General features: G+C 69.4%; 24 protein-coding genes and 2 pseudogenes. 16 read left to right on the top strand and 10 right to left on the bottom strand.

Annotated elements, in window-relative coordinates:
• Nucleotides 1-72 precede the first annotated feature (72 nt).
• The gene (locus tag EFK10_RS42315) at nt 73-1,155 is read left to right on the top strand and encodes an ISL3 family transposase (protein ID WP_127360949.1); all 1,083 of its coding nucleotides are present in this window, start codon (nt 73-75) and stop codon (nt 1,153-1,155) included.
• A 588-nt stretch (nt 1,156-1,743) separates the two neighbouring features.
• Here EFK10_RS42315 and EFK10_RS42305 read toward each other — a convergent pair.
• Genes EFK10_RS42305 through EFK10_RS42295 form a run of 3 tightly spaced genes read right to left on the bottom strand, consistent with a single transcriptional unit; the run spans nt 1,744 to nt 7,948 of the window.
• Complete coding sequence (locus EFK10_RS42305) at nt 1,744-2,748, bottom strand: alpha/beta hydrolase (RefSeq protein WP_240677810.1); 1,005 nt, start codon at nt 2,746-2,748, stop codon at nt 1,744-1,746.
• Nucleotides 2,727-4,031 carry a hypothetical protein gene (locus EFK10_RS42300; protein ID WP_127360948.1) on the bottom strand — a complete coding sequence of 435 codons (1,305 nt, stop codon included), beginning with the start codon at nt 4,029-4,031 and terminating at the stop codon, nt 2,727-2,729. The genes EFK10_RS42305 and EFK10_RS42300 overlap by 22 nt, the downstream gene beginning before the upstream one ends.
• Nucleotides 4,028-7,948, bottom strand: a complete 3,921-nt coding sequence (locus EFK10_RS42295; protein ID WP_127360947.1) for a tetratricopeptide repeat protein — start codon at nt 7,946-7,948, stop codon at nt 4,028-4,030. The genes EFK10_RS42300 and EFK10_RS42295 overlap by 4 nt, the downstream gene beginning before the upstream one ends.
• Before the next feature lie 664 nt (nt 7,949-8,612).
• Here EFK10_RS42295 and EFK10_RS42290 point away from each other — a divergent pair.
• Together EFK10_RS42290 and EFK10_RS48190 are read left to right on the top strand one after the other, a co-directional pair.
• Nucleotides 8,613-8,904, top strand: a pseudogene (locus EFK10_RS42290) (IS21 family transposase); the annotation flags it as partial.
• A 220-nt stretch (nt 8,905-9,124) separates the two neighbouring features.
• Nucleotides 9,125-9,274 (top strand): annotated as a pseudogene (locus EFK10_RS48190) (integrase core domain-containing protein); the annotation flags it as partial.
• Here the strand turns inward: EFK10_RS48190 and EFK10_RS42280 are convergent.
• Nucleotides 9,271-10,281, bottom strand: coding sequence for a sigma-70 family RNA polymerase sigma factor (locus EFK10_RS42280; protein ID WP_240677809.1), 1,011 nt, complete (start codon nt 10,279-10,281; stop codon nt 9,271-9,273). The pseudogene EFK10_RS48190 and the gene EFK10_RS42280 sit on opposite strands and share 4 nt — an antisense overlap.
• Between EFK10_RS42280 and EFK10_RS49090 the strand changes: the two genes are divergently transcribed.
• A complete protein-coding gene (locus tag EFK10_RS49090; RefSeq protein ID WP_240677808.1) occupies nt 10,249-10,611 on the top strand; it encodes a VOC family protein in 363 nt (120 codons plus the stop codon). The genes EFK10_RS42280 and EFK10_RS49090 overlap by 33 nt on opposite strands.
• A gap of 82 nt (nt 10,612-10,693) precedes the next feature.
• Nucleotides 10,694-11,365: a maleylpyruvate isomerase family mycothiol-dependent enzyme gene (locus EFK10_RS42270; RefSeq protein WP_127360945.1), complete on the top strand. Its 672-nt coding sequence runs from the start codon at nt 10,694-10,696 to the stop codon at nt 11,363-11,365.
• A gap of 262 nt (nt 11,366-11,627) precedes the next feature.
• On the opposite strand, the gene EFK10_RS42265 is transcribed toward EFK10_RS42270, so the two are convergent.
• The 4 genes from EFK10_RS42265 to EFK10_RS42250 form a co-directional block, all read right to left on the bottom strand.
• Complete coding sequence (locus EFK10_RS42265) at nt 11,628-12,251, bottom strand: hypothetical protein (protein WP_127360944.1); 624 nt, start codon at nt 12,249-12,251, stop codon at nt 11,628-11,630.
• Nucleotides 12,248-13,453 carry an MAB_1171c family putative transporter gene (locus tag EFK10_RS42260; protein ID WP_127360943.1) on the bottom strand — a complete coding sequence of 402 codons (1,206 nt, stop codon included), beginning with the start codon at nt 13,451-13,453 and terminating at the stop codon, nt 12,248-12,250. The genes EFK10_RS42265 and EFK10_RS42260 overlap by 4 nt, the downstream gene beginning before the upstream one ends.
• Before the next feature lie 6 nt (nt 13,454-13,459).
• Entirely contained in the window at nt 13,460-14,002 is a 543-nt protein-coding gene (locus EFK10_RS42255) for a hypothetical protein (protein WP_127360942.1), read from the bottom strand.
• Between the two features lie 239 nt (nt 14,003-14,241).
• Nucleotides 14,242-14,673, bottom strand: coding sequence for a helix-turn-helix domain-containing protein (locus EFK10_RS42250; protein ID WP_127360941.1), 432 nt, complete (start codon nt 14,671-14,673; stop codon nt 14,242-14,244).
• A gap of 387 nt (nt 14,674-15,060) precedes the next feature.
• Between EFK10_RS42250 and EFK10_RS42245 the strand changes: the two genes are divergently transcribed.
• The 9 genes from EFK10_RS42245 to EFK10_RS42205 all read left to right on the top strand — a co-directional run bounded on the left by EFK10_RS42245 (nt 15,061) and on the right by EFK10_RS42205 (nt 22,133).
• Entirely contained in the window at nt 15,061-15,384 is a 324-nt protein-coding gene (locus EFK10_RS42245; RefSeq protein WP_127360940.1) for a transcriptional regulator, read from the top strand.
• 1 nt (nt 15,385) lies between these two features.
• Nucleotides 15,386-16,405, top strand: a complete 1,020-nt coding sequence (locus EFK10_RS42240; protein WP_127360939.1) for a hypothetical protein — start codon at nt 15,386-15,388, stop codon at nt 16,403-16,405.
• Nucleotides 16,405-17,112 carry an ATP-binding protein gene (locus EFK10_RS42235; protein ID WP_127360938.1) on the top strand — a complete coding sequence of 236 codons (708 nt, stop codon included), beginning with the start codon at nt 16,405-16,407 and terminating at the stop codon, nt 17,110-17,112. The genes EFK10_RS42240 and EFK10_RS42235 overlap by 1 nt, the downstream gene beginning before the upstream one ends.
• A gap of 116 nt (nt 17,113-17,228) precedes the next feature.
• A complete protein-coding gene (locus EFK10_RS42230; RefSeq protein ID WP_127360937.1) occupies nt 17,229-17,795 on the top strand; it encodes a WhiB family transcriptional regulator in 567 nt (188 codons plus the stop codon).
• Nucleotides 17,792-18,862 carry a DUF2637 domain-containing protein gene (locus EFK10_RS42225; RefSeq protein WP_127360936.1) on the top strand — a complete coding sequence of 357 codons (1,071 nt, stop codon included), beginning with the start codon at nt 17,792-17,794 and terminating at the stop codon, nt 18,860-18,862. Before EFK10_RS42230 ends, EFK10_RS42225 begins: the two co-directional genes overlap by 4 nt.
• Before the next feature lie 103 nt (nt 18,863-18,965).
• Nucleotides 18,966-19,190: a hypothetical protein gene (locus EFK10_RS42220; RefSeq protein WP_127360935.1), complete on the top strand. Its 225-nt coding sequence runs from the start codon at nt 18,966-18,968 to the stop codon at nt 19,188-19,190.
• Nucleotides 19,187-19,852 carry a MobC family plasmid mobilization relaxosome protein gene (locus tag EFK10_RS42215; protein ID WP_127360934.1) on the top strand — a complete coding sequence of 222 codons (666 nt, stop codon included), beginning with the start codon at nt 19,187-19,189 and terminating at the stop codon, nt 19,850-19,852. Before EFK10_RS42220 ends, EFK10_RS42215 begins: the two co-directional genes overlap by 4 nt.
• The gene (locus tag EFK10_RS42210) at nt 19,852-21,621 is read left to right on the top strand and encodes a relaxase/mobilization nuclease domain-containing protein (RefSeq protein ID WP_127360933.1); all 1,770 of its coding nucleotides are present in this window, start codon (nt 19,852-19,854) and stop codon (nt 21,619-21,621) included. Before EFK10_RS42215 ends, EFK10_RS42210 begins: the two co-directional genes overlap by 1 nt.
• A gap of 107 nt (nt 21,622-21,728) precedes the next feature.
• Nucleotides 21,729-22,133: a hypothetical protein gene (locus EFK10_RS42205; RefSeq protein ID WP_127360932.1), complete on the top strand. Its 405-nt coding sequence runs from the start codon at nt 21,729-21,731 to the stop codon at nt 22,131-22,133.
• Between the two features lie 141 nt (nt 22,134-22,274).
• Here the strand turns inward: EFK10_RS42205 and EFK10_RS42200 are convergent, their stop codons facing one another.
• Nucleotides 22,275-23,063 carry a hypothetical protein gene (locus EFK10_RS42200; protein ID WP_127360931.1) on the bottom strand — a complete coding sequence of 263 codons (789 nt, stop codon included), beginning with the start codon at nt 23,061-23,063 and terminating at the stop codon, nt 22,275-22,277.
• A gap of 226 nt (nt 23,064-23,289) precedes the next feature.
• On the opposite strand from EFK10_RS42200, the gene EFK10_RS42195 reads away from it, so the two are divergent.
• Together EFK10_RS42195 and EFK10_RS42190 are read left to right on the top strand one after the other, a co-directional pair.
• On the top strand, nt 23,290-23,421 hold the full coding sequence (locus tag EFK10_RS42195) for a hypothetical protein (protein ID WP_407647250.1): 132 nt from the start codon (nt 23,290-23,292) through the stop codon (nt 23,419-23,421).
• Between the two features lie 61 nt (nt 23,422-23,482).
• Complete coding sequence (locus EFK10_RS42190) at nt 23,483-23,974, top strand: GNAT family N-acetyltransferase (protein WP_127360930.1); 492 nt, start codon at nt 23,483-23,485, stop codon at nt 23,972-23,974.
• 81 nt (nt 23,975-24,055) lie between these two features.
• On the opposite strand, the gene EFK10_RS42185 is transcribed toward EFK10_RS42190, so the two are convergent.
• Nucleotides 24,056-24,436 carry a VOC family protein gene (locus EFK10_RS42185; RefSeq protein WP_127360929.1) on the bottom strand — a complete coding sequence of 127 codons (381 nt, stop codon included), beginning with the start codon at nt 24,434-24,436 and terminating at the stop codon, nt 24,056-24,058.
• Between the last annotated feature and the right edge of the window lie 26 nt (nt 24,437-24,462).

Here is a 24,462-nt window from a genome sequence, read left to right as displayed (position 1 = left end):
GACCATGATCGAAAACGGGTGCACGCCGTACCTCGCATGGGGTCTTGAGCTGCTAATGAACAAGATCTATGCGTGACGAGGTACGGCGTGCGTGGGACAACGCTATGTGGTCGGCTGCTGGGACTCAAGCGGACGGTGGTGGAGGGTTTCGAGCTGGTCGAGGCTGCGGATGGATCGGACGACCTGGTGGTGCGGGTGCGGCCGTACGCGGCGGAGGCGGCGAAGTGCTCGCGGTGCCGAAGGGTGTGTCCGGGGTATGACGGTGGGTCGGGGCGGCCGCGGCGGTGGCGCGGTTTGGACGTGGGCGAGTTGCGCACGTTCATCGAGGCCGATGTGGCTCGGGTGAACTGCCCCGATCACAAAGTGGTTGCGGCGCACGTGCCTTGGGCTTGTCCCGGGTCGCGGTTCACGTCGGCGTTCGAGGACACGGTGGCGTGGCTGGCTGCGAATACCCCGGCCTCCGCGGTGGCCGAGTTGCAGCGGACCACGTGGCGCACGGTCAGTGCGATCGTGACGCGGGTGGTCGCGCGCGCCGCCGGGCGTGTCGACCTGCTGGATGGTCTGGTTCGGATCGGCATTGATGAGGTCTCCTACCGCAAGGGCCAGAACTACCTTGTCTGCGTGGTCAATCACGACACCGGGGCGCTGGTGTGGGCGGCGAAGGGACGTGACAAGGCGACCGTGGAGAAGTTCTTCTCCGCGTTGGGGGAGGAACGCGCCGCAAAGCTGGAAGTCGTGTCCGCGGACGCGGCGACCTGGATCAGCGAGGTCGTCAAGGTCCAGGCGAAGAACGCGGTCATGACCATGGATCCATTCCATGTCGTGCAGTGGGGCACCGATGCGGTGGACCAGGTTCGGCGCCGGACCGTCGCGGTCCTGAAGGGGCAGAAGCTGGACGAGGAGGCGTCCGCACTCAAGGGTTCACGCTGGGCACTGCTCAAGAACCCAGAAAATCTGACGTCGGATCAAAAAGTGACTCTGGAGGGGATAAAGAGTACCAACGACGACCTGTTCACCGCCTACTTGCTCAAGGAGCAGTTGCGCGACGTCTTCGCCCAGCGCGGCGACAAGGGCAAGAAGCTGCTGGCCGGCTGGTTCTCCTGGGTCGCCGAGGCGGGTCTGGCCGCCTTCGAGAAAGTCGCCGCTTCCATCTAGCGGGTCCTGCCCGCCGTCCACGCCGCTCTCGACATCGACGTCAACAACGCACGCCTGGAAGCCTCGAACACCACCCTGAGAATGATCACCCGCCGCGGCTTCGGCTACCACAGCGCCGACTCCCTCATCGCCATGGCCATGCTCAAACGAAGCGGACTCTGCCCACCCCTACCCGGCCGCACCCCAAGACCTCACACACACAGTAACCGAAGCCACCTCAGTGCAACCCACGGAAACAGCAGGAGAGCCGAAGTATCCCGAAAGCCGCCGACCTCAAAGGTGGCATATCCCTACTGAACACACCTAAATGCCCTCTAGGGCGATTCGCGAGTTGATGTCCGGTTCGTCGTTGAGGTTGGGCGAGGTGCGCTGGTCGCGGGGTCGCGGCCGGGTTATGGCCGGAGCAGGTTGAACAGGCCCGGCTCAATCTCGGCGAGGATCCCGCGGCTGACCAGACACTCGAACTGGGCACGCTGGCGCCGTCGCTGAAGCTCAACCGCAAGGTGATCGAATAGACCTACGTTCGGGAGATCGACGCGCTGTATCGCCCGACCTGACGGCCCTTCAACGGTCATGTAGCGGACTCGGTCACCGGGCGAGATCGGCCAGGGACAGCAGCAGGTGGGCGGACTCCGGATACCAGATGTCGGAGTGCGCCCCGGCCGGATTCCACAGGCGCCCGCGGCGATAGCGCCAGGTGGCGTCGACGTTGACGATGCGGCGGTCGAGTTCGGCCTGGCGGTAGGCGGCCGCCGGCGCACGCAGGGCGGCGGCCGCGATGTGCTCGGCGGGCCGGGTCGCACCCACGTGGCCGATACCCGGGGTGCCCTCGGCGAGGCGGTGCCACAGGCCGGTGGCGCGGTCGGCCCGTGACGTCGTTAGGGCGATGGGGCCGTTGATCGGCGCGTCGCGCAGGATCCGCTCGAAGCGGCCCGCGAAGACGTCCGAAGACGCCGCCATCTGGAAGACAAGCAGTGTGTCGAGGGCATACGGATACCTCGAGTCGGCGCGCCGCCAGCCCAGCACCTTTGGGCGCTCGTCGGCGGCGGCCTGCACGGCCTCGATGAGGAAGCGCCCACCGAAGGAGTGTCCGACGGCGTGCAGATACTGCCCGTCGGCTGTGCGTAGCGTCGGCGGGCCGCCGGGGCGTCTGCGGGCGTTATTGAGGTATCCGAGGAGCTGCGCGATCACGTCGGCGGCCCGGCCGCGCGTGGTCATGGCGTGCGCCCGCTCACGGATACGGCGGTAGCCGGTGAGGAACGGATCACTCATCGAGGGCCAGCGGACGAGCACGTAGTGACCCTTCCACGTGCCGATGCCGGGATAGCGGTCGTGCCCCGCGCGGTACGTGGACTCGACGAGGGAGAAGAACAGCCGCGCCCTGGCGAGCGACTGGGCCCGGCTGTTGCGCCAGCCATGGACGAACACCACGATGTCGGAGGCATCGGCGGGCACGCGCAGATGGTCGGCCAGGAAACCGTCAACGGCCGCCGGAGGCACGGACTTTCCGGTGTTTGGGTCGAGCGGACCGCCATCGTGGTCGAGGTCGACGACGACAAGCCGGTCTGCGGTCAGGAGGTCTTGTCGGGCCACAGGTGGACGTCCATCCCTCGATAGAGCGAGAAGTTCAGGCCCAGCGGATTGCGGTGCTCGTCGGCGTACCAGCGGGCCAACGTCCGTACTAGATCGCCTAGTTTGGCACCGCGCTGGAGGAACTGCCCGAAGAGTCGGGTGGTGTAGTCGCTGGCGAATGCGCGCGGCAGATCGACCTGCGGCCCGAGAAGGGACCGGGCGCCACAGCTCAGCAGATGGCGCCCGAAGCTCGGATAGAACAGCGAGGACAACTGCCCGCCCTGGCAGGCCCCGACGAACACCAACGGCTGTGACGGCAGCACGCCCCCCGCCAGCCAGCCCATCAGCTCCGCCCCGAAGATCCGCTCGCCGTCGAGCACGAGATACGGCTGCTCGCCCTGCCCCGCGCTCCCCGGGCCACTGACCTCGCCATGGCAGCCGAAGTACGTGATGAGGTCGGCGAACTCCGGGCTGGTCAGAGCGTCGTAGAGGTCGTCCTTACAACGCCGCACAACCGCATGGGCGTTGTCGTTGAAGAACTCGATCACATCTTTTACATACGGGGTGTCGGGGTACTCCGCATCGACCTTCTCGTCGACATTCAGCCCGACGGTGACGGTGTCGTCCGGCACGACGATGCGGCTGTTGAAGGCGTACGGGCCACGAGAGAAGCCGTGTTCGACGACATGCCGATAGCCCCAGAAGCCGTCAAGGCGCCACGCAGAGCCGGGAGGTACCTCCGCGGGTATGTCCGGGGGCCCGTAGAGCATGCCCCAGGGGACGAACAGGTCGTCGGACTCCACGGTGATCACGTGCTCATCGCGGCGCAGCGCCCGCAGCAGGTGCTCGGCGATCTCGCGCAAGCCGTCGTCGCCGGAGAGGAACAGCGTACGGAAAAGGGTGTGCCCCGCTCGCGCGAGGCGCCGCATGATGTCGTCCCAGTGGGGACAAGGGTCGTTCCGCGCCACGTCCCAGTGGTCGACGAAGGGGTAAGTGGTCCGTTTCCGCTCTCGGGCGTCCAGGGAGGTGTGCTGGTGTTCCACCACATGCTCCTGCCACGTGGTGCGCAGCACCTGGACCGCGCCCGCGAGGACGGCGGGTGCGTGCGGCAGCCGCCCCTGGTATCCGCCGCGGCCATCGTACGGGAAGGCGTCCCCCCACGCCTGGACGAGATAGCCGGTGTCCCGCGGGTCCCTGGCGAAGCGCAGGTAGACACTGCGTTCGCGGTCGTACCGTACGTCCGGCACGTTCCGCATGCCCTCGGTGTGGTCGAGCGTGACCACACTCTTCAACTGCTGCGTCACCGTACCTCGTCGCCCTCCCAGGCCGCGTCGTGGGCATTCTCCGCCGACTCGACCGGCAGTTTGGCTTCTATCTCCTGCAACAGGTGGCCGCCGGCCTCCATATATAGGCGGAACGTCAGGGTGAGCTCGCCCTCGTGTGCGGGGACGACGTCGAAGACCAGCTCGTCGATCGTACGGTCTGTGCGCAGGAGGGCCACCTGCGTGATCGGGATCACGGAGGCGTCCCATGCCTCCAGCACCACCCTCACCTTGACCGGATCGGGGAGCGGTTGCGCGGCCTCCATACCCCTGCGGCCGCCCGGCCCCGCCATGGCGAAGGCGACCGGTGTCGTCCGGCCCACGCGCGCTGGGTCGTCCGAGGGGCACCAGATGCGGGCGCCGCCTGCTCCGATGTCCCCGCCGCAGGCCGTGCACCACCGGTCACCCGGCTCGACGGGCCAACGGCACGCCGGGCAGCGGTCCTCGGACGGCGCCACCTGAGCGGGCTGTCTGGACGGCTCGGCTGAGTCCACGGGCGTAAGGCACCGGGGGCACACCCGGTCGCCCGCCCCCAGGACATAGCGGCACTCGATGCAAAACGGCCGCATTGGCGGCCCATGCCACCTCCGTCTCCGGCCAGGGACGCTGGGCCGCGACATCGTTGAGACAACGCTCAGGCGGGAGTGAGCGGAGTGCCCCCGGCGGTGGCCCATCCGGCTGACGCGGCTGACCTGACTGACATGGCTCACGGACGCGGGGTGGTGCGTCGCCATGTGGGCGGGCACACTCGCCCAGACTGCGTCCAGCAGCCGGACGACCGCGCCGTCGCCCAGGTCGCGTGCGAGTGAGTGAGCAAGCGCCAGCTCTGCGAATTGCGAATCTTGGCCGCGTCGCCAGGCGTCGAGCCCGGCAGCGATGGCCCGCTCCAGTCGCACCCGGTCAGCTGGGGCTTCGCCCAGGAGGTGTACGAGGACGGGTGCGGGCGCGGACAGCGGCACCCGGACCATGCTGTCGGCGGGGTCAGCGTCCGTGGCGGCGACCACCTCGACCCGGGCTGCCTGGAGGTCGACGCCGCGCGGGCTGTCCGCCTGGTCCACTGCGAGGCAGAGGTGGAGGTCGCGGCTGGTGTCCTCGGCCTGCTCCCATGCCCGCAGCGGCACGTCCAGGGTCCGCTCGCCGCTCTGGACGGCATGGCTGGTCAGGTCCCGGGCGAAGGGGGCGATCTCGCGCAGGAACTTCACCCTGGCGAACCGACTCGGACTCACCCTGATCCAGGGCGCCACCTCACCCCCGCGCACCGAGCGGCGGATCCGCAGAACGGCGTGCATCTCAGTGGCGCCGGACACCATGGCCGGTTCCTGGCTGACCGTCAGCGTGAAGTCGAGTTCTGCGGAGGCCGTCTCGCGAGGTTGCCGGGACCAGCGACGTCCCGTGATCTCGCCGACCCGCCGGGCGAGGGCCCTGCGTTCGTCGGCGGTGCGGGCTTGGCCGACGACGGCGTGGAGCGCATCGGCCATGAGCCGCCGGGCGGCGTCCACGTCGACTGGCCCGGCGACGAGGGGGGTGACGTCCAGCGACGTACCGGGGGCGGATCGGTGGAGCCCGTCATACACGGCCTGCCACACCTCGGCCCTGAGCCGGTCCCGAGCCCTGCCCTCCTCGGCGTCCGGGGCCGGGGGCAGAGCAGCCATCCTGCGCACGGCCTGGCCCAGTTCGTCGAGGGTCGGCGGGGACGCGATGTACTGCGGCGGAGCGGCGCACAGCGCTCGGATCGCGGCCACTGCGGCAGTCCCGCCGTCTGCCTGAGCCGAGGCCGCCCGGTCCAATGCCTCCACCGCGGGAGCACGCAGCCCCTGACCGATGAGGAACCGCCGGGCCAGGCCGAAGGCCGCCGCCACCCACGAGTGATCCCGATATGCGACGGCGGCGTGATACGACTCGGCGGTCTCCAGGGAGCCCATGTGCTCCGCGCACAAGGCGAGTGCCAGCTTGGGGGCCGCCTCGCCCGGCAGAGCGGCATAGACGCGGTCGAACTCCGCTTCCGCCGCCGTAACATCGTTCCTCGCCAGGGCCAGAAGGCCATGGTGCCAGGCAAGGCCCCAGGTCCCTGCGTCCATGCCCTCGGCCGTAGCGAGGCTGCGCGCCGCGCCGATCAGATCGCCCGCGCCGATCAGATCCCGGCACGCCCTGAGCGCCGGGGCCGCCTCGCCGAAGGCCCGTTCGGCGTAGGGGCGCGGCTCGGGCAGCGAAGCGGCTATCGCGGTGGGCGTCGGCAAGGGGCGGAACATCTCGCCGCCAGTCCCCTTGATCCAGTACTCAAGGGGCGGTGCTTGACCCAGCCCGGCGTCGAGCGGCTGACCCGGTTGCGTGAAGTACAGCGAGCATCCCGGGTGTTCGCTGCGGAACTGATGCGACAGGACTTCGCGCAGCACGCCCTCCAACTGCTCGGCCATCTCGGCGGCCGTGGCGAATCGCTGGTCGTACTCCGCTGTCGCCCGTTCGATGACCCTGCGCAGAGAGCGAGGCCCGAGCCAGCTACTCCTGGTCTCGCGCTCGTGGAACTCATCGTCGGACTCCGCCAGTTCCACGAGATCCGCGAGCACCCTGCCCACAGAGTAGACATCGGACCGTACGGTCGGACCGCGATCCCCCGACCTGGACTCGGGAGCCCGATACTCCGGGGTGTAGACGATGGGGCTCTCCCGGTCGTCCGCGCGGCGGACGGCGCCGAGGTCGATGACCTTGACCCGGTCGCCGGACAGAATGACGTTCTCCGGCTTCATGTCGCAATAGAGCAACCCCTGACCATGCAGGTAGTCCAGCGCGTCGAGGATCTGGAGGCCGATGGCGATGACGTAGCGGATCATTGGTGCCCGACGGATCGCCTCCCGCAGCGAGGGACCTGGCACGTACTCCATGACGATGTACTCGCCGTGCTCGTCGGTCACGATGCCCGAGGTCTTCACGATGCCGGGGTGATCGAGCCGGGCCAGAAATCCGGACTCCGAGCGGAACAGGGCACGGGCGTGCGGATCACGAGAGTTGAGCCGCCCCTTGAGGACGACATACGTGCCCTGTTGCCGCAGGTCCTCCGCGAGGTAGAGCCAGCCGAGTCCGCCCCGGGCAAGGCAGCCCGCCATCTTGTAACGCTCAGCCACCACGTCGCCCGCTCGCAGTTCCGGCAGGAAGGAGAAGGGCGTACCGCAGTGCGGACAGAATCCCTGGCTTCGGCCGGGTCCCCTGTCGGAGGTCCGCCCGAGTTCGCTCCCGCACTCCGGGCAGACGCGTTCGCTTTCCGGCACCTCCGGGGCGTGGATGACCATGCCGAGCGGCATTGTGGGTGCGCCGAGCGGCCCGGCCGTGCCGAGGACGAGGGCTGGCAGCGGGGAGGGAGCCCATCGGGCCGTTTCAGGGAGGCGGGTGAGGATGTCGTTGACTCCGGCCATGACGAACGCGCCGGACTCCGCTCGGCTGACCACCACGCCGACGACGTCGCCGGTCGGATCATCCACGACCGGCGCCCCGGACACATCGGCCGGGATGTCGAACGGGACCTCGAGCTCTTCCACGTCCAAGTACAGGAGGCACCAGCCGCCGTCCGTGGCGACGCGCCGTACGCGCACCCATACGCCGCTCAGGGCTACAGACCACCGGTTGCTGCTCGCCAGGGCGTCCAGCTGCAGCCGCGTGCCCGGGTCCGACTCCTCCGCCTCGACCAGCCGCAGCAGTGCCAGATCGGCCTCAGCGACGACGTGCGCGACCCGGAGCTGGCCGGGCCCGTCCACGCTCGGCGGGCCGAAGCCGACGGCCAGCTCGGCGTCCGCCCGTAATCCGCTGGCGCAGGTCAGTACATGCTCCCGCCCCAGCAGCACGCCGAAGGCCACAAAGCCCCCGTCCGCGTCCATAACCTGCGCGATCCGGGGCACGTGTCGCGTCACATCACGTACATCCCCCATACGCACCAACGATACGCCGTACGTCTGAGCTTGAGATTAAACCCCGACAAGATCGTTTCTTGTCGGGGTTCTGCGTTCTCCTGCCAACCGGCACGGCCACCCGCGACCCTTCGGAGTGCTGAAGCTACGAAGGTGGGAGGGTCGCCGTGGGGCCGACTATGCCAGGGCTGCGCGCTGTGGTCGAGGGAGAAGCCGCGACACGGCGGCGCCTGATCAGGTTCCGTGCCGGACTGTATGCATGCTTACGTCGCGGTGACGCGCTGTTCGAGCTGGTAGAGGCAGTTTTGACGGCGCACGGGCAGGTCGGCTCACTGGTGGAGTTGTCCGAGGAGAAAGCGTTCCGCCGCGGCCACGGAGCATTGTACGACGCTCTGGCCTGCGGAGACATCAACGTCCAAGCTTTGGCGGAGCTGTTGGCGAACTCGTGGGAGTTGTCGGCAACGGGTGAAACGAGGTTCTGGCCCACTTTCCGTGAAGCCACTGCTGCCGTCTCGTCCCCGCTGGAGCCCGGCTAGAGCCCCTTCCGCTGACCTGCGGCAACGCCACCAAGGACCGGGCTCTGTGCCGCGAGGAGGCCTCGTTGCACGGAAAGTGCGCCAGAGCCTGAACGAGGGCCACGTACGGCGGATGAAAAGTGACGGCGGCTGGGGTCTCCAGGAACACGGTATTGCGGGCTCTGGCCTCGGACCGGCCGCCGCAGTACCGGCGCCCGCTGAAGGGCTCGGCGGTGGACGCGGTGGAGCCGGCCGTGCGGGAACTGCTGAAGCAGACTCCGACGATGCCCGTCACGGTGATCGCGGAGCGGATCGGCTGGGAGCGCGGACTGACGATCCTGCGAGAGCGGGTGCGCGAGCTGCTCGGCCTATCTGCCCGCCGACCCGGTCTCCCGGACGGTCTATGAGCCGGGCGAGCTCGCCCAGTGCGACCTGTGGTTCCCGCTGGCGCTCGACAGCGGCAGGCGGCACTGGTAGACAAGCCCGTCAGGGCCCTCGGCGGGGGTGGTGTTCTCATCCATGGAATCCCCAACTCCCGTCGGGGGTCGACGTGTTACGCCGCTATCCGGCCGGGTTCGGCAACGCAGGCGGCTGCGGCGGGGCGGTGAAGCGGCCCGCGGGGGTGCGGTGCAGCCAGCCCCGGTCCGCCAGGCGCTTGAGCGACGTCGAGTTGGCCACCGCCGAATGGATCGACTGGTATAATCACCGTCGCCTCCACGGTGAGATAGGCCACGTCCCACCCGCCGAATACGAAGCCAGCTACTACCAACAACACCCAAAGCCGCAGGTCATAGCCACAACCCAGAGTCTCTAACGAACCCGGAACGGTTCAGTCACGAAACTGCTCACATGCTCAACGGCATGAGCGAAGGGTCGGGGTAGCGAGGTGGGCAGCCCGAAGGGTGCGAAGTGGTCGGGGCCGAGGAATGAGGTGATCTCGGCGATGTGCTCGCCGCGCAGGGTCAGCACTGTGATCGACCAGGCGACGTGTGGGCCGGCGTCGTCGTTGCCAACGTAGAACGCCACGGTCGGCTGGCCGTTCGCGCTGGCCACGAGGTGGCGCCAGCTTGGGCAACGGGTCATGGGGACCTGCACGGCGAAGTCGGTGACGGCCTCAAGGCCGTGGTACCAGTGCGGCAGCGGCGGCATCGACCAGGTGACGTCCTGGGTGAGCAGCGCGACCAGGGCGTCGGCGTCGCCGCGTTCCAGGGCGGTGGCGTACCGGGTGACGATCTCCCGCACCCGGGCGTCGCCGATCTGGCGCAGCGTCTGCTGCTGGGTACGGGAGGGAACCTTCTCCGCGACGATCTTGCGGGCTCGCGCCAGCGCGGAGTTCACGGACGTGGTCGAGGTGTCCATCATCGTGGCGATCTCGGCGGCGGAGAATCCGAGGACCTCGAACAGCAGCAGCGCTGCCCGCTGGTTGCCCGGCAGGTGCTGCAGAGCGGCGACAAAGGCGAGCTCGATTGCCTCACGCTGCTCGTAGCGCGCGTCCGGGCCGGCCGGCCTGTCGGCGAGGCCGGCATCGGGGTAGGGGCCCAGCCAGGCGACGTCGGCGGGAGCGTTGCCGTCAAGCACGGCGCGGTCGCTGGACGGGCCGAGGTCGACGGGCAGGGCCCGCTTGCCACGGGCTTCAACGACGTCCAGGCACGTGCGGGTGGCCACCGTGTACAGCCACGTGCGCAGCGAGCTCCGTCCCTCGAAGCGCGCCAGCCCCCGCCACGCCCGCAGCAAGGCGTCCTGCAGGGCATCGGCGGCGTCGTGGGTCGAGCCGAGCATGCGGTAGCAGTGGGCGTGCAGCTCCCGTCGCAGCGGCGCCACGAGGCGGGTGAACGCCGCGTCGTCCCCGACGCGCGCCCGCGGCAGGTCGGCGTCGTCGGCGCCCTCCGGTGCCGCAACGTTCTCGACGAGACCTACGCGCTCGTCGGCGACGTGGACGGCCAGCCGACGGGCGGGATCGGCCAGACCGGTCCCGACAGCCCCTACGCCGGGATTGTCGTCTATTTCCGGGTCGATGACGTCGACAGCGCACTCGCACGCGCGGAGGCGCTCGGCGGCACCCGCGTCATGGAGCCGACTGAGACTCCCGTCAGCCGGATCGCCGCCTTCGCCGACCCCGACGGCAACCTCATCGGACTGCTCAGCCGCTGACGGCCGAGAACGCCCGGACACCCACGACCCCAATGCTCAGGCCGCAGCGAAGGTCACAACCCACGACAGGAGACCGGCCGACATGACCGCACCAGAACCAGAACCGACAACAGACCTCCACCGAGCGAGCGGCATCTGGCCGCTCGTCCACGCCGAGCGAGCGGCCCTGACGGCCGATCTCGCGGACCTGACCGACAAGCAGTGGGCGACGCCGTCGCTGTGCACCGGATTGACCGTGCGCGAGGTGCTTGCACACCTCACCGCCGGGGCGAGCCTCAACCCCGTGCGGTGGATGGCGGGCGTGATCCGCTGCCGGTTCGACTTCGACAAACAGGTGGCTATGCGGCTGGCCGAGCAGTTGGGCGCGACCCCGGCCGAGACACTCGAGAGGTTCCGCCGAGTCGTCACGAGCACGACCAAACCACCCATCCCGACCGTGGCGATGCTCGGCGAATCGATCGTGCACGGGGAGGACATCCGGCGGCCGCTGGGCATCGGCCACGACTACCCGCTCGAAACGGTCACGCAGGTGGCTGAGTACTACCAGGGCTCCGACCTCCCCGTCCTCACCAAAGGGCGGATCGGCGGCCTACGACTCGTCGCGACCGACGGACCCTTCACCGCCGGCTCCGGACTGCTCGTGTCCGGCACCACCTTGGCGCTGACAATGGCGATGACCGGACGCACGACGTACTGCGACGAACTCCACGGCGACGGTGTCACGAGCCTGCGCGACCGCTGCGAGACCCCTTGAGCCGGCGCCCGGACGCCGTACAGCCGGGGTAGGAGACACCCGCCTCGCACCACAGCGAGAACCCCGACAACCACCCCAACCAGCACCCCACGAGAACCGACGGATGATCAGAGCAAATGATCACGGCCCGCCGCCTGCGGGCTCACCCCTGACCACTGCCAGACCAGGGCCTCCCACCTGCGAAATCAGGATGGAAAGTCCTCACTGGCCGCTCATCGGACACGCGTCACAGCGCTTGATCATCTTTCGCGACAGACCTTGATCAGCGTAGGAGGCTGAATGCTGTAGCCGCGGCCGCTGCGCCGACCAAGGTGCCAGCGATGAGCTGGGGCAGGGTATGGGCTTTGAGGAGGCGGCGGGACCAGCCGATGGCGCCAATGGCCAGGACTAGCGGGAGCATTACCGGGCCGTAGGCCAGCAGCAGGATGGTGACGGCGCCTGCGGCGACGGCGTTGTGGATCGAGATCTGCCACCAGACGGTAACGGCCAGAGTGGATCCCAGACCCACGAGCATGGCGATGACCAGGGCGAAGAGCTCGCGCGGCGCGTGGAGGACGTGGAGCAGCGCGGTGCCGGCGATGACCGACGCCATGCTGGCGGTCATCGGGAGGACGCGCTGTTTCCGTATTCGGATGTGCTTGTCGCCGAGGCGTCCGCGTCGCACGCCGAACCTGAGAATGCTGAGCGGTATGCCGCCGCAGAACAGGGCTGCCAGCAGGCCCCAGCCGATTCCGGCGATGCTTCCGGTGCTGTGCCAGCCGATCAGCAGCAGCAAGGCGATCACGAGATTCAATGGGGCCAGAACGTCGGTGATCAGCTTGGCGGCCCTCTCCTTGGCGGTGGCCTCGGAGTAGGCGGGCGGGGCAGGCGGGATGAAAGTACTCATGGCTGGTCCCCCAGGGTACGGGCCGAGTCCACTGTGTCGGCGAACGTGTGGGTGAGGTCGGATCGGAAGGCGTGGGCGAGCTGTTTGAGCGCCTGTGTCTCGCTGAGCAGATCCCGGCCGCCGCCGGCGGGCAGCTGGTGTTCTCCAGGCGGGGCGTCGTCGCGCAGACGGGCGCGGCGGGCGACCTCGAGACAGCACGCCTCGGCGGCCGTGGCGGCGGCAGTGCCCCGGATGCCTGCGCCGGCGACGTATTCGTCGGCCTGCTCGCGCAGGGCGGTGGGGATGTGTTCGCTGAGTGTGAGGGCAGCGTCGCGGATCTCGATGGTTCGGCGGTACAGGCGCTTGCGGATTCTTCGCGTATCGAGGAGGTCCGCGCTCCTGCCTCGCGGTGGGTCGAGCCGCACGGAGGGCGTCGCGTCGGTGAGTGCGTGCCACAGCCCGTAGAGCTGGGACAGGTCGGTGCGGGCGCGGAGCCAGCCGCGCAGCTTGTCGAGGGCTGGAAGGCTGCTGCCGATCACGAAGAGCAATACGGAGCAGACGAGCAGTCCGGTACTGGTCGTATCGCTCGTGTCGGTCGAGGGCACGGAGTTGCGGGCGTAGCGCAGCAGCACGGCGGCTATGCGGTGCAGCGCGTACACGATGCCGACGCCGGCTCCGGCCCCGACGGTGCGCAGGCCCCAGCCGAGCAGGCTCATGCCGGCTTGGCGGCCCCACTGCCAGCAGATACGGGCTGCGGCGGCCAGCGCCAGGAGGAGGTAGGAGATCCAAATGGTCCCGTAGGCGGTGATGCGGCCGTCGGAGGCGTAGTCGCTGAGCAGGTCCGCAGCTTCGAGGGGCCGCGGAGTGGCGACGAACAGCAGGACCATGGCCAGGCCGGTCAGGATGGGGAGAGCCATCCGAAGACGCCTGTAGCCAGAACTCGCCCACTGGCTTGAGGACATGCGCTGGACGAAAGCGATGAGTCCGGCGGGTGCGACGACGCCACCCGCCAGGTGTTTGACCAGGAAGGACAGGTCGTTGACACCGCTCAGGCGGTCCAGTGCCAGACCGAACGGGTACGGGCGCATGGTCATCGCGACGGCGACGCCGCAGAAGGCTGTCCACAGTCCGCGTTCCTTGCCTTCCCTGAGCGCGGATCGTGCTCGCCAGAGAGTTATCACCCAGAGCAGAGGGATGCAGACGATCTCGAATGCTGCGACCACGGGGCGTCACTCAGCTCGCAGGGCCGCGTTCAGGCGGCGGAGGACGCTGTGGTTGCCGACGGTGGCAGTGCTCGGAGCGAGCGAGACTCGGTCGGCGATGAGACTGGCCAGCCGTTCGGCATCCTGTTCGTCCGTGTTCGTGTAGCTGGCACGCCCCAGCATGCTTTGGATCGTCTTCGGATCGATGTCACTGCCGAAGACACCCCCCGCAGCTGTGGCGGCCGCGCCCAGCACCGAACTGTGGCCAAGCAGCATATGGCTGAGTTCGTGCAAGATGATATGGGTTTGGTGGAGAGGGCTGGTCGCCGCCTCATAGAAGATGTGGTCGCCGACGTCGGTGGCGAGCCAGCTGCCGCAGGGAGCCTCGGTTCCGGAGATGCCCTCGGTGGGATGCAGGTAGATCGGCCTTTCGCGCTGGGCCGCGATTCGGTCGCAGAGCACCTGGATGTCGAACGGGGTGGGAAGGTCGATCACACCGAGAAGCGCTTCGAGGCTCGCGGAAGACCGTTGACGGCGTCCCGGCTTCTTGAAGCGGCTGCGTATGGACAACGCAACTCCGAGGGCTGTGCTGAGGGCCACCGAGGCGAGTGAAGCCCCGGGTGGAATGGGCGCCAGTCAGCCTATGTCATGCCGTAGTGGGTATTTTCGGACGATTCATCAGATGACGTAGAGGCGCCCAGAGGTCGGATGTGCAAACTTGGACATCACCGGCGAAGGGATGCAGAAGTCGGTGGACGACTGTGAGCTTTCCTACATCCGCGCGGGGCCCCTGAAGGCATGAAGGAGGATCAGCCCTGGGCCTCGTCGAGCCCTTCGAGCGCTCGGGCGCGCTCGATGAAGCCTTGGATCGTTGTCAGCGTCTCGGGGGACAGGCCCGAGGCTCGTAGGGCAACGCTGCGTACCTGATTGTCGCGCATGGACGCGAGCATGGAGAGGTTGGCTGCGATCCGCTCGGAGGTCTCCTCGTTGAAAAAGTACGAGGGGGAGACGCCGAAAAAGCCGGACAGGGCCTCCAGGTGCTTCATCGTGGGATTGTCCTTCGCCCCCGTGCGCAGTTGCCAGACGTAGCTGGCGGAGATCGTGGGGCCCCCGGACCGCTTGATGCCGGAGGCGACCTCCTCGTAGGTGTACGGCCCGCGATTCTTCGGGTGGACCGTGGTGAAGAGGTAGTCGATCTTCTCTGCGAGGGTGCGCCGCCCTTCGCGCGCCGCTTCGCTCATATCGGGATCGCCCTTCTGCGGTCATCAAGGTTTCTATCAACTGATGTGAACGATACATGCATCGGTTTGGGCATTCCATTCTCCTCAGTTGACAAGATCCATCTTCGCTGGTCTAGTGTCGTCGCGTTGCTATCCACTGACGTAAACGTGCAGGTGAGTAGAGCCAGGCCCCAGAGGGGCGAACCAGCGGAGGGACCGGATGCAGACAGCACCGTAGCGGGGTCCATGAGCCCATGGTGGGGGCCGGAGCAAAACCGGCGCCTGGGAGCTACCAACTCCCAAGCGCCGGGGCCGGCACCCCGAGGGGCACCGATTCACATCTCGCGGGCGGCGGGGCTTTTGCACGAGAACCGCCGCACCGCGCTCCTACGAACAACGGAGTATCGCATGCTCACCTCGCCGAGTGAAACCATGGCATGCCCGGACACGGCCCGCTGGCATCGCCTCGCGGCCCAGCTCGCCGACATGATCCCCGAGGCGGCGACCATCCGCGTCAGCCTCACCGACCCGAAGCAGGCGTGGCCCCACCCCCATGCCATAGCGAAGAACGCGGCCGGGGAGTCCATCACGCTGAGCCGGACGACCGCCAGGGTCGCAGCCCGCTGGATCCTACGGGTCTGGGCGGACGCGGACTGGACCCTGCCCCACACCTTCGACCTCGCCACCGCGACCCTCATCCGCAGCGATCTCGCCGCCGGTCGGGGCCGCTGACATGGCGAGGATCCGAACCATCAAGCCGGAGGCGTTCGTCTCCGAGTCGCTCGCCGAGGTGAGCGTCGAGGCGGAGCGGACCTTCTTCGGCCTCCTCACCCAGGCCGACGACCACGGCCGCCACCGCGACAACGCCGCGATCATCGCGGGACTGCTCTGGCCCCTGCGGGCCGAGCACACCTCGGTACACGTCGAGGACGACCTTCAGCAGCTCGCCACCGCGGGCCTGATCTGCCGGTACACCGGCTGCGACGGCCGCCGTTACCTCCACATCGTGACCTGGTCCGAGCACCAGAAGATCGACAAGCCGAGCCAGTCCCGTCTGCCCTCGTGCCCGCAGCACCACGCGGCGGACCGGTGCGGTCCCTGCAAGGGGACCTGCACCAAGCGCATCGAGGCGTCGCCCACCCCTACCCGAGGGCTCGCCGAGACTTCGCCGAACACTCCCCGAGCCCTCGATCTGCCCGCGCAGCCCGCTCCGACGCAGCCCGCCCCCCGAAGCGAGGCCCCGACCGCCCAGCAGGACGCCCTCGTCGGCCTCGCCGGCACCCCTGACTGCACCGGCAAGAAAACCGCAAGTCAGACGGCATTCCCCGAGGGCTCCCCGAAGCCTCCCCGAAACCTCGGAGAGGGCTCGGCGCCTGGATCTAGGATCTTGGATCCTGGATCTTCATTCCCTACGGGGCGCACAGCGCCCGCCGCCACCGTCTCGGCCAACGACCTGATCGGCGAGTACGTCGCGGCCTGCGACGAGCGTCCACCCAGCGACGTGATCGGACACCTCGGCCGCATCGCCAAGAAGCTCCTCGGCGAGGGCATCGCCCCGGAGCACGTCCGAGCCGGACTGAAGCGCTTCACGGAGATCCAAGGCCACCCCAGCCGCTTGCCCAGCTTGGTCAACGACGCCATGAACACACGGTCCACAGGTTTGGCGCGGCCGAGAATCCGGCCTAACGTGCCCGCTCACCAGGCATGGACCAACCCGGTCGACGCTGCCGCCGCCTACGCAGAGGAGCTGTGATGCGTACCCGTACCCGCGACCCGCAGACCCTCGGCGGCGCAGGCACCCTGGACCGGATGGCCCGCATCCTGGCCGCCCGCAACATCGACCCGGCCACCGTCGCCGCGCCGGCCGATGAGCCCGAGCCCTTCTCCCCGCTGGACGCCCTGCCGGCCGGGATGCCCCCGCGCTACCAGGGCGCGGTCGCCGACCACCCCCAGGTCCTGGAATGGGTCCAGGACGTCGCCCGGCAGGCCGTCGCCCCGAGCACCGGAGCCCGGCGGCAGGTCACCACCGGCCCGAGCCTGCTGATGGCCGGGGTGGTCGGCGCGGGCAAGACCCACCAGGCGTACGGCGCGGTCCGACAACTGGTGCAGACCGGCGTCGGCGTGCGCTGGCGCGTTACCGCCGCCGCCGACCTGTACGCCGACCTCCGCCCCAGGCCGGGAGTCGACACCGAGCGGGAGCTGGCGGCCGTCAGCCGGTGCCCCCTGCTGATCATCGACGACCTCGGCGCGGCCAAGGCGTCCGAGTGGGTCGAGGAAGTGACGTACCGGTTGATCAACCGCCGGTACAACCACATGCTCCCGACCCTGGTCACCACCAACCTGGCGATCAAGGACCTCCGGGCCTACCTCGGCGACCGCGTCAGCAGCAGGCTCGCGCAGATGACCACCCGGGTCGAGTTCGAGCCCGTCGACCGCAGACGCCACCGCACACCCGCCTGATCCACCGCAGGCCGCCACGCCGGGCCGCGCCCCCAGAGCGCCGCCCCATGCACCTCCCGACCCAACGCACCCCTCCGCCGACGCCCAGCGCGCGGAGAGCGATCGGAGCAACCCGCATGACCACCACGACGATCAGCCCTGCCCGCCACCGGTCGCTCGGCGACCACAGCTGGCAGGACCAGGCCGTCTGCCAGAGCACCGAGCACAACCCGGTGGACCCCGAAACCTTCTTCCCAGGGCCCGACGAGACCGCCAAGATCACCGCCGCCAAGTCGCTCTGCGGCCAGTGCCCGGTCCGCCGCACCTGCCTGGACGCCGCCCTCGAAGGCGGCGACACCCACGGCATCCGGGGCGGGATGACCGAGGAGGAGCGCGAGCCGCTGCACGAGAAGCTCGCCAACCGCCTCGACTACAGCCGCGTCAACGCCACCGTCGCCGGGCGCGACGTCCACCTCACCAAGGCCGAGCGCCGCGCCGTCGTCCACGCCGCCTACCGCCACGGCCTCACCGAACAGCGCCTGGCCTGGCTCCTGAAGATCAGCGAGGACCACGCCCAGAAGCTCTACCGCGAGACCCGCCGCGCCATCCGCAACCGAGACCTGGAGCAGACCCCGAAGACCACCCCGCCCCCCGATACCAACGGCGAGCGCCTGGGCCGCGACGACTTCGGGACAGCGGCATGAGCACCGCGAACGCGCCGAAGGCGGCGCACATCACCGGCTGGGACCGCGCAGTCGTCATAGCCCTCGGCGGCGCGGGAAGCGCCCTGTCCTACGACGCCCTCCAGCAGATGGCCGTCGCCATCCACGTCCGCGGTTTCCTGACTTACCTCTTCCCCCTGGTGATCGACGGCTTCATCGCCTACGGCATCCGGGCCCTGCTGGTCCTGCGCGACGCGCCCCTGCGCGCCCGGCTCTACGTCTGGATGCTCTTCGGTACAGCCACCGCCGCCAGCATCTGGGCCAACGCGCTGCACGCGGTCAGACTCAACGAAGAGGACGCCTCGGCCACCGGGCTTCGGCTCAGCGACACGGTGGTCGCCGTACTGTCCACCATCGCCCCGCTCGCCCTGGCCGGAGCAGTCCACCTGTACATCCTCATCGCCCGCGGGTCGGTCAAGGACAGTGACCGAAGCGACCGCGACGACCTCGGTCAGGCCGGTCACCTCGGTCAGGACGGTCAGCCCCAGCGCATCCCGGTTATTCGGACTGACCGCGCCGGTCAGCCCCAGCCCGGTCAGGTCAGCGCCGGGCAGCCGGTCAGCGCCCTGACCGACCGGCCCGGGCTATCCCTGGACAAGCACCATCCGGACACCCGGACACTGACCGGGGACAGTGCCCCGGCGGACACCACCCGCCCGAACACCGGTCACCACGACAGGGAGCCCAAGGCCGCTGACCTGGCTGGACAGCCGGGCACCGTCCCAGTGGTCAGTGACCGATCGGTCGGCACCGAGCCGGTCACCGGTCACGCGGACAGCCTCCCGCCGGTCACTGACCGGCCGGTCACTCCTGGCTCGGTCACTGCCCCGGGCAGCCGCCCGACCGGTGACCGGCGACCCGACCTGGACACCGAGGAACTGCTGGAGATCGCCCGGTCAGCGGTCAAGGCCGAGGACAAGCTGACCCGCAAGGTGGTCGCCCAGGCCATCCGAGGTCAGCAGATCCCGCTGTCCAGCGACACGCTGACCGCCCTGATGGTCCAGCTCCGCGAGCAGCACGGACAGCCGGTCACCTCATCCCGGAACTGACCGGACACCACGGAGTCGGGTGACCGAGCCGGACACCTCGGCCGGTCACCCGACCCCGGACACGCGCCCCACAACCTCCTGAAGCGAACCGGAGAGCACCGCCATGCGCACGAACCCCGCCACACCGGCCGAGGTGGATTCCTGGCTGACCGTCCTGCACCAGCGCGGCCACCTCCACCGCGCCGAATCCGGCCCCGACAACATCTGGACCGTGCAACGACGCCGACACGACCTCCCGTGGACCCTGCACCACCCGGTCCTGGCCATGGACTGGATCGAGGAAGTCGTCCGAGACGTCCACCAGCAGGACACGGAGTCGAGCCGATGACCGCCAACGACCCGGCGGCCACCATGTCCGGACCGCAGCGTGACCCCACGACGGCTCCTGACGGAGCAAGTTGTCGCGTACGACGGTCCTACGGCCCGTCGTACGCACTTGCCCCCGCCCCGGAGGGCGGGGGAAGTCCGGCTGGTCCCCGAGCGAGGGCGCACGGAGACCAGCCGGACTCCCGGCACCAGGGGGCTCCGGTCGCAGGGGGAGAAGCAGACAACCGCGCCCCGCGCGAGCAGCCGAGCCCGAGCCCGCCTGCGTTCCCCGACCGCAAACCGCGCCGCCGCACCCGCAACCCGAGCGAGCGCACCCACAAGACCACTACTCGCCTCTCCGACGTCGAGAAAGCCGAGATCACCGCCGCCGCCAAGCAGCGCGCCGTTACCGTCGCCCGATTCCTCGCCGCCGCCGGCCTCGCCGTCGCCCGCGGTTCGACCACCGTGCACACCAACGAACAGCTCGATGCCGCCATCGACGAGTTGGCCGCCCTGCGCACCGCCCTCTCCCGCGTCGGCAACAACATCAACCAGATCGCCTTCGTCTACAACGCCGGAGGACAACCCCGCCCCGGCGAACTCGACCACGCCCTCAGGGCCTTGACCCGCCTCTTGGCCCGCATCGACAACACGGCCGACACCCTGGTGAAGAAGCGCCTCTGATGGTCCCCAAGATCCGACGCGGCTCACGCACCCACGGCCTACTCGTCTACCTGTACGGCCCCGGCAAGCGCGACGAACACACCGACCCCCACCTCGTCGGCAGTTGGGACGGCTTCGCCCCCGACCCCGGCCGCGACACCAGCCCCGACCCCGACCCCAAAGTCACCCTGGCCCGGCTCGCTGCCGCCTTGGACCTACGGGTCAAGCAGGCCGGCACCAAGGCCCCGGCCGAACACGTCTGGCACTGCTCGGTCCGCACCGACCCAGGCGACCGGACCCTGACCGACGCCGAGTGGAACACCGTCGCCCGTCGCCTGGTCCAAGCCGTCAACCTCGCCCCCGAAGGCGATCCGGACGGCTGCCGGTGGGTCGCGGTGCGCCACGCGGACGACCACATCCACATCGTGGCCACGATGGTCCGAGGTGATCTGCGTCGACCGAGGATGAACTACGACTTCAAGAAGGCCCAGGCCGAATGCCGTCGCATGGAAAAGGAGATGGGTCTGCGCAAGCTCAAGCCCGGCGACGGCACTGGAGCCAAGACGCCCACCAGCGCCGAGCGCTTCAAAGCCGAGCGCACCGGCCGCCCCGAGGCCCCGCGCGAGACGCTGCGCGAAGCCGTCCGCCAGGCCGTCGCCGGAGCAGCCAGCGAAGCCGAGTTCTTCACCCGCCTTCGCGAGGCGGGCCTACGCGTCAAGCTGCGCCACGCCCCCTCCGGTGACGTCCTCGGCTACAGCGTCGCGCTGCCCGGCGACCGCAACCGCGACCGCGAGCCGGTCTGGTTCGCGGGTTCCACCCTGGCCCCCGACCTCTCCCTGCCGAAGATCCGTCGCCGACTGGCTGACGGGACCGCCGACGAGGCTACGCCCCCGGCCGCCGCCAGTGGCCGATCGGAGTGGTCGCCGCCCGCCCGGGGACGACGCACCGCCACCGGGGTCGCCGAGCGCGCCGCGATCCTTCTGGACAGCGACGACGACGAAGCCGCAGCCCAACTCGTCGGAGTCGGCGAGCTCCTGGACGCTGTCGCCCAGACCTCCCCGGCTGCCACCCGCGCCGAGCTGGGCGCCGCCGCCCGCTCCTTCGAACGCGCCACCCGCAGCCACGTCCGGGCCGAACGCGCCGACACCAGGGCGATCCGCTCGGCGGCCCGGGGCATCATCCAGGCCGGCGGCGCGCTCGGCCGAGGCGAGGACGGCGGCACCACCGCCATGCTCGTCTCCACCCTGGTTCTGGTCGCGCTGGCCGCCGCCCGCTGGCACTCCGCACGCGGCCACGCCCAGCAGGCCGAAGCCTCCCGGCAGACCGCCGAACACCTGCGCGCCGCCTACCGCCAGGCCGCCACCGCACCCCTGCAGGCCCTGCGCGACCACGGCCGTGCCCTGCCCGCAGCCGAGCGCCGCACCTACGAGACCACCATCCGCGCCGCCCTCCCCGCCAGCGCTCTTGGTGCCGACGCCGAGACGAATACCGACGCCCTTGCCGCCACGCTGGCCCAGGCCGAACAGGCAGGCCACGACCCCAAGGCCCTGCTGCAGGAGGCCATCGACATGCGCGAACTCGACACCGCCGAGGACGTGAACGACGTCCTTGTCTGGCGCCTGCGCCGACTCGCCCAGCTCCCCGCCCACCCCGGCGACGCCGCCCGCCGCCCGCACGCCGGCACCGGCCGCGCCAAGCCCACGGACAACCGGACCGGCGTCCGGATCGCACCTCCGACAGCGACTCGTCCCGCCGCACCGGACCCGCGCAACCGGCCGCCGCGCCGCTGACCAGCAGTCCGACAGGTCCACCACCGGCCTGCCAGACTGCGCGAATCCTCTGGACAACCGGTTCCACCGGCTGTTACGGATAAACAGAGAAGGCCCTCGACCGGGAGATGACGCTCGTGCTCAGAACTACCAACCACCGCGTAGAGCCGACCCCCGTCCTGACCGCTGTCACCGTCGGAAGCGACCCCCTGCTGCAGCTCCACTACGAGATGCAGGCGCCCAGCGGCCCCGGCGCGACGCGCTGCCTCAGCCACCCGCCGGAGCTGTCCCTGCGCGGGATCCCCGTGATGTGCTCGGCCTGCCGGGCTCGGCGCGACTGGCTTCTGATCAACCACGGCCGCAACGTCTGGGTCTGCTGCCGCTGCAGCAACCAGTGGCTCGAGCCCGAGATCAGCCGTGCCGACTTCGACGCCTTGATCGCCATCCCGGACGGGACGACCTACTCCACCGTCGAGCAGGGCCTGCGGGCGCTCGGGTTCGACGGTGCCTTTGCCGGCACCTACCTGGACTAATACGGTGAACTGCATCAGATGCTCGCGGACACCCGTGAGGGCCGGCGGATCCCGCCGTCGACGTCACCCTCGCCCGCCGACCCGGTGACCGAACGCGGCGAGCGCGGGGCCTGCCCAGCCTGATCACCGCCACCGGGTCGGCTACTCCGCTCTATCCGGGATGGCCACTGAGAACAGCAGGGGCCCTGGGAGTGCCGAGCGGGGCAGCCACGCGTCCACGATCAAGCTCACCGTGCCGTCCGTCCGCGGGGCCAGGCCGACGGCGCGCTGGCCCCGGACAGTGACCAGGAATGTGTGTTCGTGGGTGCGCAGGTCGGTGCTGTATACCTCGACGGCTGTTCCGCCGGAGGCTCGGCCGGCCGAGAGCACCGTGTGGGCGTCCCAGGGCAGAAGGGCGGAGATCTCGCTGAGTGGCGCGGCTTGCTTCCAGTCCTGCTCAGGGAATGCCATCGCCTCGCGGATGCCTAGGACTCCGGCACGGCTTCCGCCGACGAGGTAGAGCCGGTTGTCGGGCAGGAGCGCCATGTTGTCGATCTTGCCCACGAAGTCGATGGTGTGCTCCCGCTGTTCGGCGGGCCGGGCGGCGACGCGCGTGACCGTGTGACGGCCGCTGTAGCCGGGCGGTCCGGTGGTGGCGAACACCCACAGCTCTCCGGCGGGGTTGGTCAGGAGGCGTGCAAGGTTGGGGAACGGCCCGGCCACGGGTGTGACTCCGGTGTTGCCGGTAGAGGTGACGACGGCAGCCGCGCACAGCACCGTCGTGCCCGCCGAGGTCCGGAGCGCTGAGTCCCGGCTTCCGGGGAGGCTGAGCACCCACCGAACCTCGCCCGTCGCCGGGTCCAGCCGAAGGACGCCGTCACCTGTAGTGAGCAGCAGATTGCCGCCATGGGCCGTCACGCCGGTGAGAGCGGTGCCGGGCGGAGCGGCCAAGACTGCGGCAGCGCTGACGCCCGTCGCCTGTTGGACGACATCGGGCGCCGCCTCTGGCGGGGACCACTGGCGATCGGGCGGCGGTGCGCCCCGCCGTCTTGGGCAGCCCACACCAGGAGGCGGCACAGCAGGGGACAGCCCCCTCGACAGCGGTACCTGTGGGCTCGCCACAGCCACAGTCGGCGACGCCGTGCCCGGGGGGCGGACGGAGGCCGAGGTGCGGCGCATGCTGACCGAGGTCAACGAGAAGATCCGGGCTGCCATCAGGCGGCCGTCGCCGGGTCCCCTGCTGAACCTCAAGCCGTTCGACATCGAAGCCATGGTCGAGGAGTGGCGCGCGGCGCGCGGACCGTCGTAGCGATCAGGAGCCCGCGGACCGCGAGTGAGTGCCCCGCAGCCGGATGCGTAATACCCGCTCAATGACATCGAGCATTACGCATCCGGGTGACGGGGCGCGCAGTGAGACCGTACGCATCAGGCGGGCGACCGCACGGGACGCGAAGCGGCTCACCCGGCTGGTCAGGACTTCCCGCGCCTACGAGGGGCCCTACGCCGCCATGGTCGCCGGATACCGGGTGGGACCCGACTACATCGAGACCCACCCGGTCTTCGCGGCCGTCGAGCCCGGCACCGACCGGCTCCTCGGCTTCTACTCGCTGATCCTCGCCCCGCCGGAACTGGACCTCATGTTCGTCGCCGACGATGCGCAGGGACTCGGCATCGGACGGCTGCTCATCGGGCATCTGCGCGATGAGGCGCAGCGCGCCGGCCTGACCGGCGTCCGCATCGTCTCGCATCCGCCCGCCGAAGGCTTCTACCGCAGTGTCGGGGCACGCCGGACCGGCACCCTTGCGGCCAACCCGCCCGCGGTGATGTGGGACCGGCCCGAACTGGTGCTGCCGGTCGCCTGACCCTGACCCGGAGGGGCCCCGGCCGGAACCCGTGCACGGATCCCGGCCGAACCCCCTTTCCCGTACGTTGTGTTACGAGGTTCAGCCCCCGTACGGACGCGTGATGATCTCCATGGCGTGACCGACGGGATCGAGGAAGTAGATGCCTCGGCCGCCGTCGTTGTGGTTGATCTCGCCCGGATGCTTCCGATGCGGATCCGCGTAGTACGTGATCCCGAGTTCCTTGATGCGGCTGTACGCCGTGTCGAACTCCGCCTCCGAGACGAGGAAGGCGTAGTGCTGCATGACGATCGGCGCTTCGGGACTGGTCGCGAAGTCCAGGGTGACCCCGTTCGCGGTGGCGACGGGTATGAACGGTCCCCATTCCCCGCCGACTTCCAGACCCAGTATGTCCGCCAGGAACTCGGCGGATTCCCGGTTGTCCCGGGCGTGAATGATGGTGTGATTCAACTCGACTGACACTGTGGAATGCCTCCAACGGGCATCTC

Origin of the sequence: Streptomyces soli (assembly GCF_003999195.1) — a bacterium.
GTDB lineage: Bacteria > Actinomycetota > Actinomycetes > Streptomycetales > Streptomycetaceae > Actinacidiphila > Actinacidiphila soli.
This window is presented reverse-complemented; position numbering and strand designations above follow the sequence as displayed.

Bases quoted from the DNA above. Each gene is read 5' to 3' on its own strand.
- EFK10_RS42270 (WP_127360945.1), top strand. From the start codon at position 10,694: ATGACCGCACCAGAACCAGAACCGACAACAGACCTCCACCGAGCGAGC.
- EFK10_RS42265 (WP_127360944.1), bottom strand. From the start codon at position 12,251: ATGAGTACTTTCATCCCGCCTGCCCCGCCCGCCTACTCCGAGGCCACC.
- EFK10_RS42250 (WP_127360941.1), bottom strand. From the start codon at position 14,673: ATGAGCGAAGCGGCGCGCGAAGGGCGGCGCACCCTCGCAGAGAAGATC.
- EFK10_RS42245 (WP_127360940.1), top strand. From the start codon at position 15,061: ATGCTCACCTCGCCGAGTGAAACCATGGCATGCCCGGACACGGCCCGC.
- EFK10_RS42240 (WP_127360939.1), top strand. From the start codon at position 15,386: ATGGCGAGGATCCGAACCATCAAGCCGGAGGCGTTCGTCTCCGAGTCG.
- EFK10_RS42235 (WP_127360938.1), top strand. From the start codon at position 16,405: ATGCGTACCCGTACCCGCGACCCGCAGACCCTCGGCGGCGCAGGCACC.
- EFK10_RS42230 (WP_127360937.1), top strand. From the start codon at position 17,229: ATGACCACCACGACGATCAGCCCTGCCCGCCACCGGTCGCTCGGCGAC.
- EFK10_RS42225 (WP_127360936.1), top strand. From the start codon at position 17,792: ATGAGCACCGCGAACGCGCCGAAGGCGGCGCACATCACCGGCTGGGAC.
- EFK10_RS42220 (WP_127360935.1), top strand. From the start codon at position 18,966: ATGCGCACGAACCCCGCCACACCGGCCGAGGTGGATTCCTGGCTGACC.
- EFK10_RS42215 (WP_127360934.1), top strand. From the start codon at position 19,187: ATGACCGCCAACGACCCGGCGGCCACCATGTCCGGACCGCAGCGTGAC.
- EFK10_RS42210 (WP_127360933.1), top strand. From the start codon at position 19,852: ATGGTCCCCAAGATCCGACGCGGCTCACGCACCCACGGCCTACTCGTC.
- EFK10_RS42205 (WP_127360932.1), top strand. From the start codon at position 21,729: ATGACGCTCGTGCTCAGAACTACCAACCACCGCGTAGAGCCGACCCCC.
- EFK10_RS42195 (WP_407647250.1), top strand. From the start codon at position 23,290: ATGCTGACCGAGGTCAACGAGAAGATCCGGGCTGCCATCAGGCGGCCG.
- EFK10_RS42190 (WP_127360930.1), top strand. From the start codon at position 23,483: ATGACATCGAGCATTACGCATCCGGGTGACGGGGCGCGCAGTGAGACC.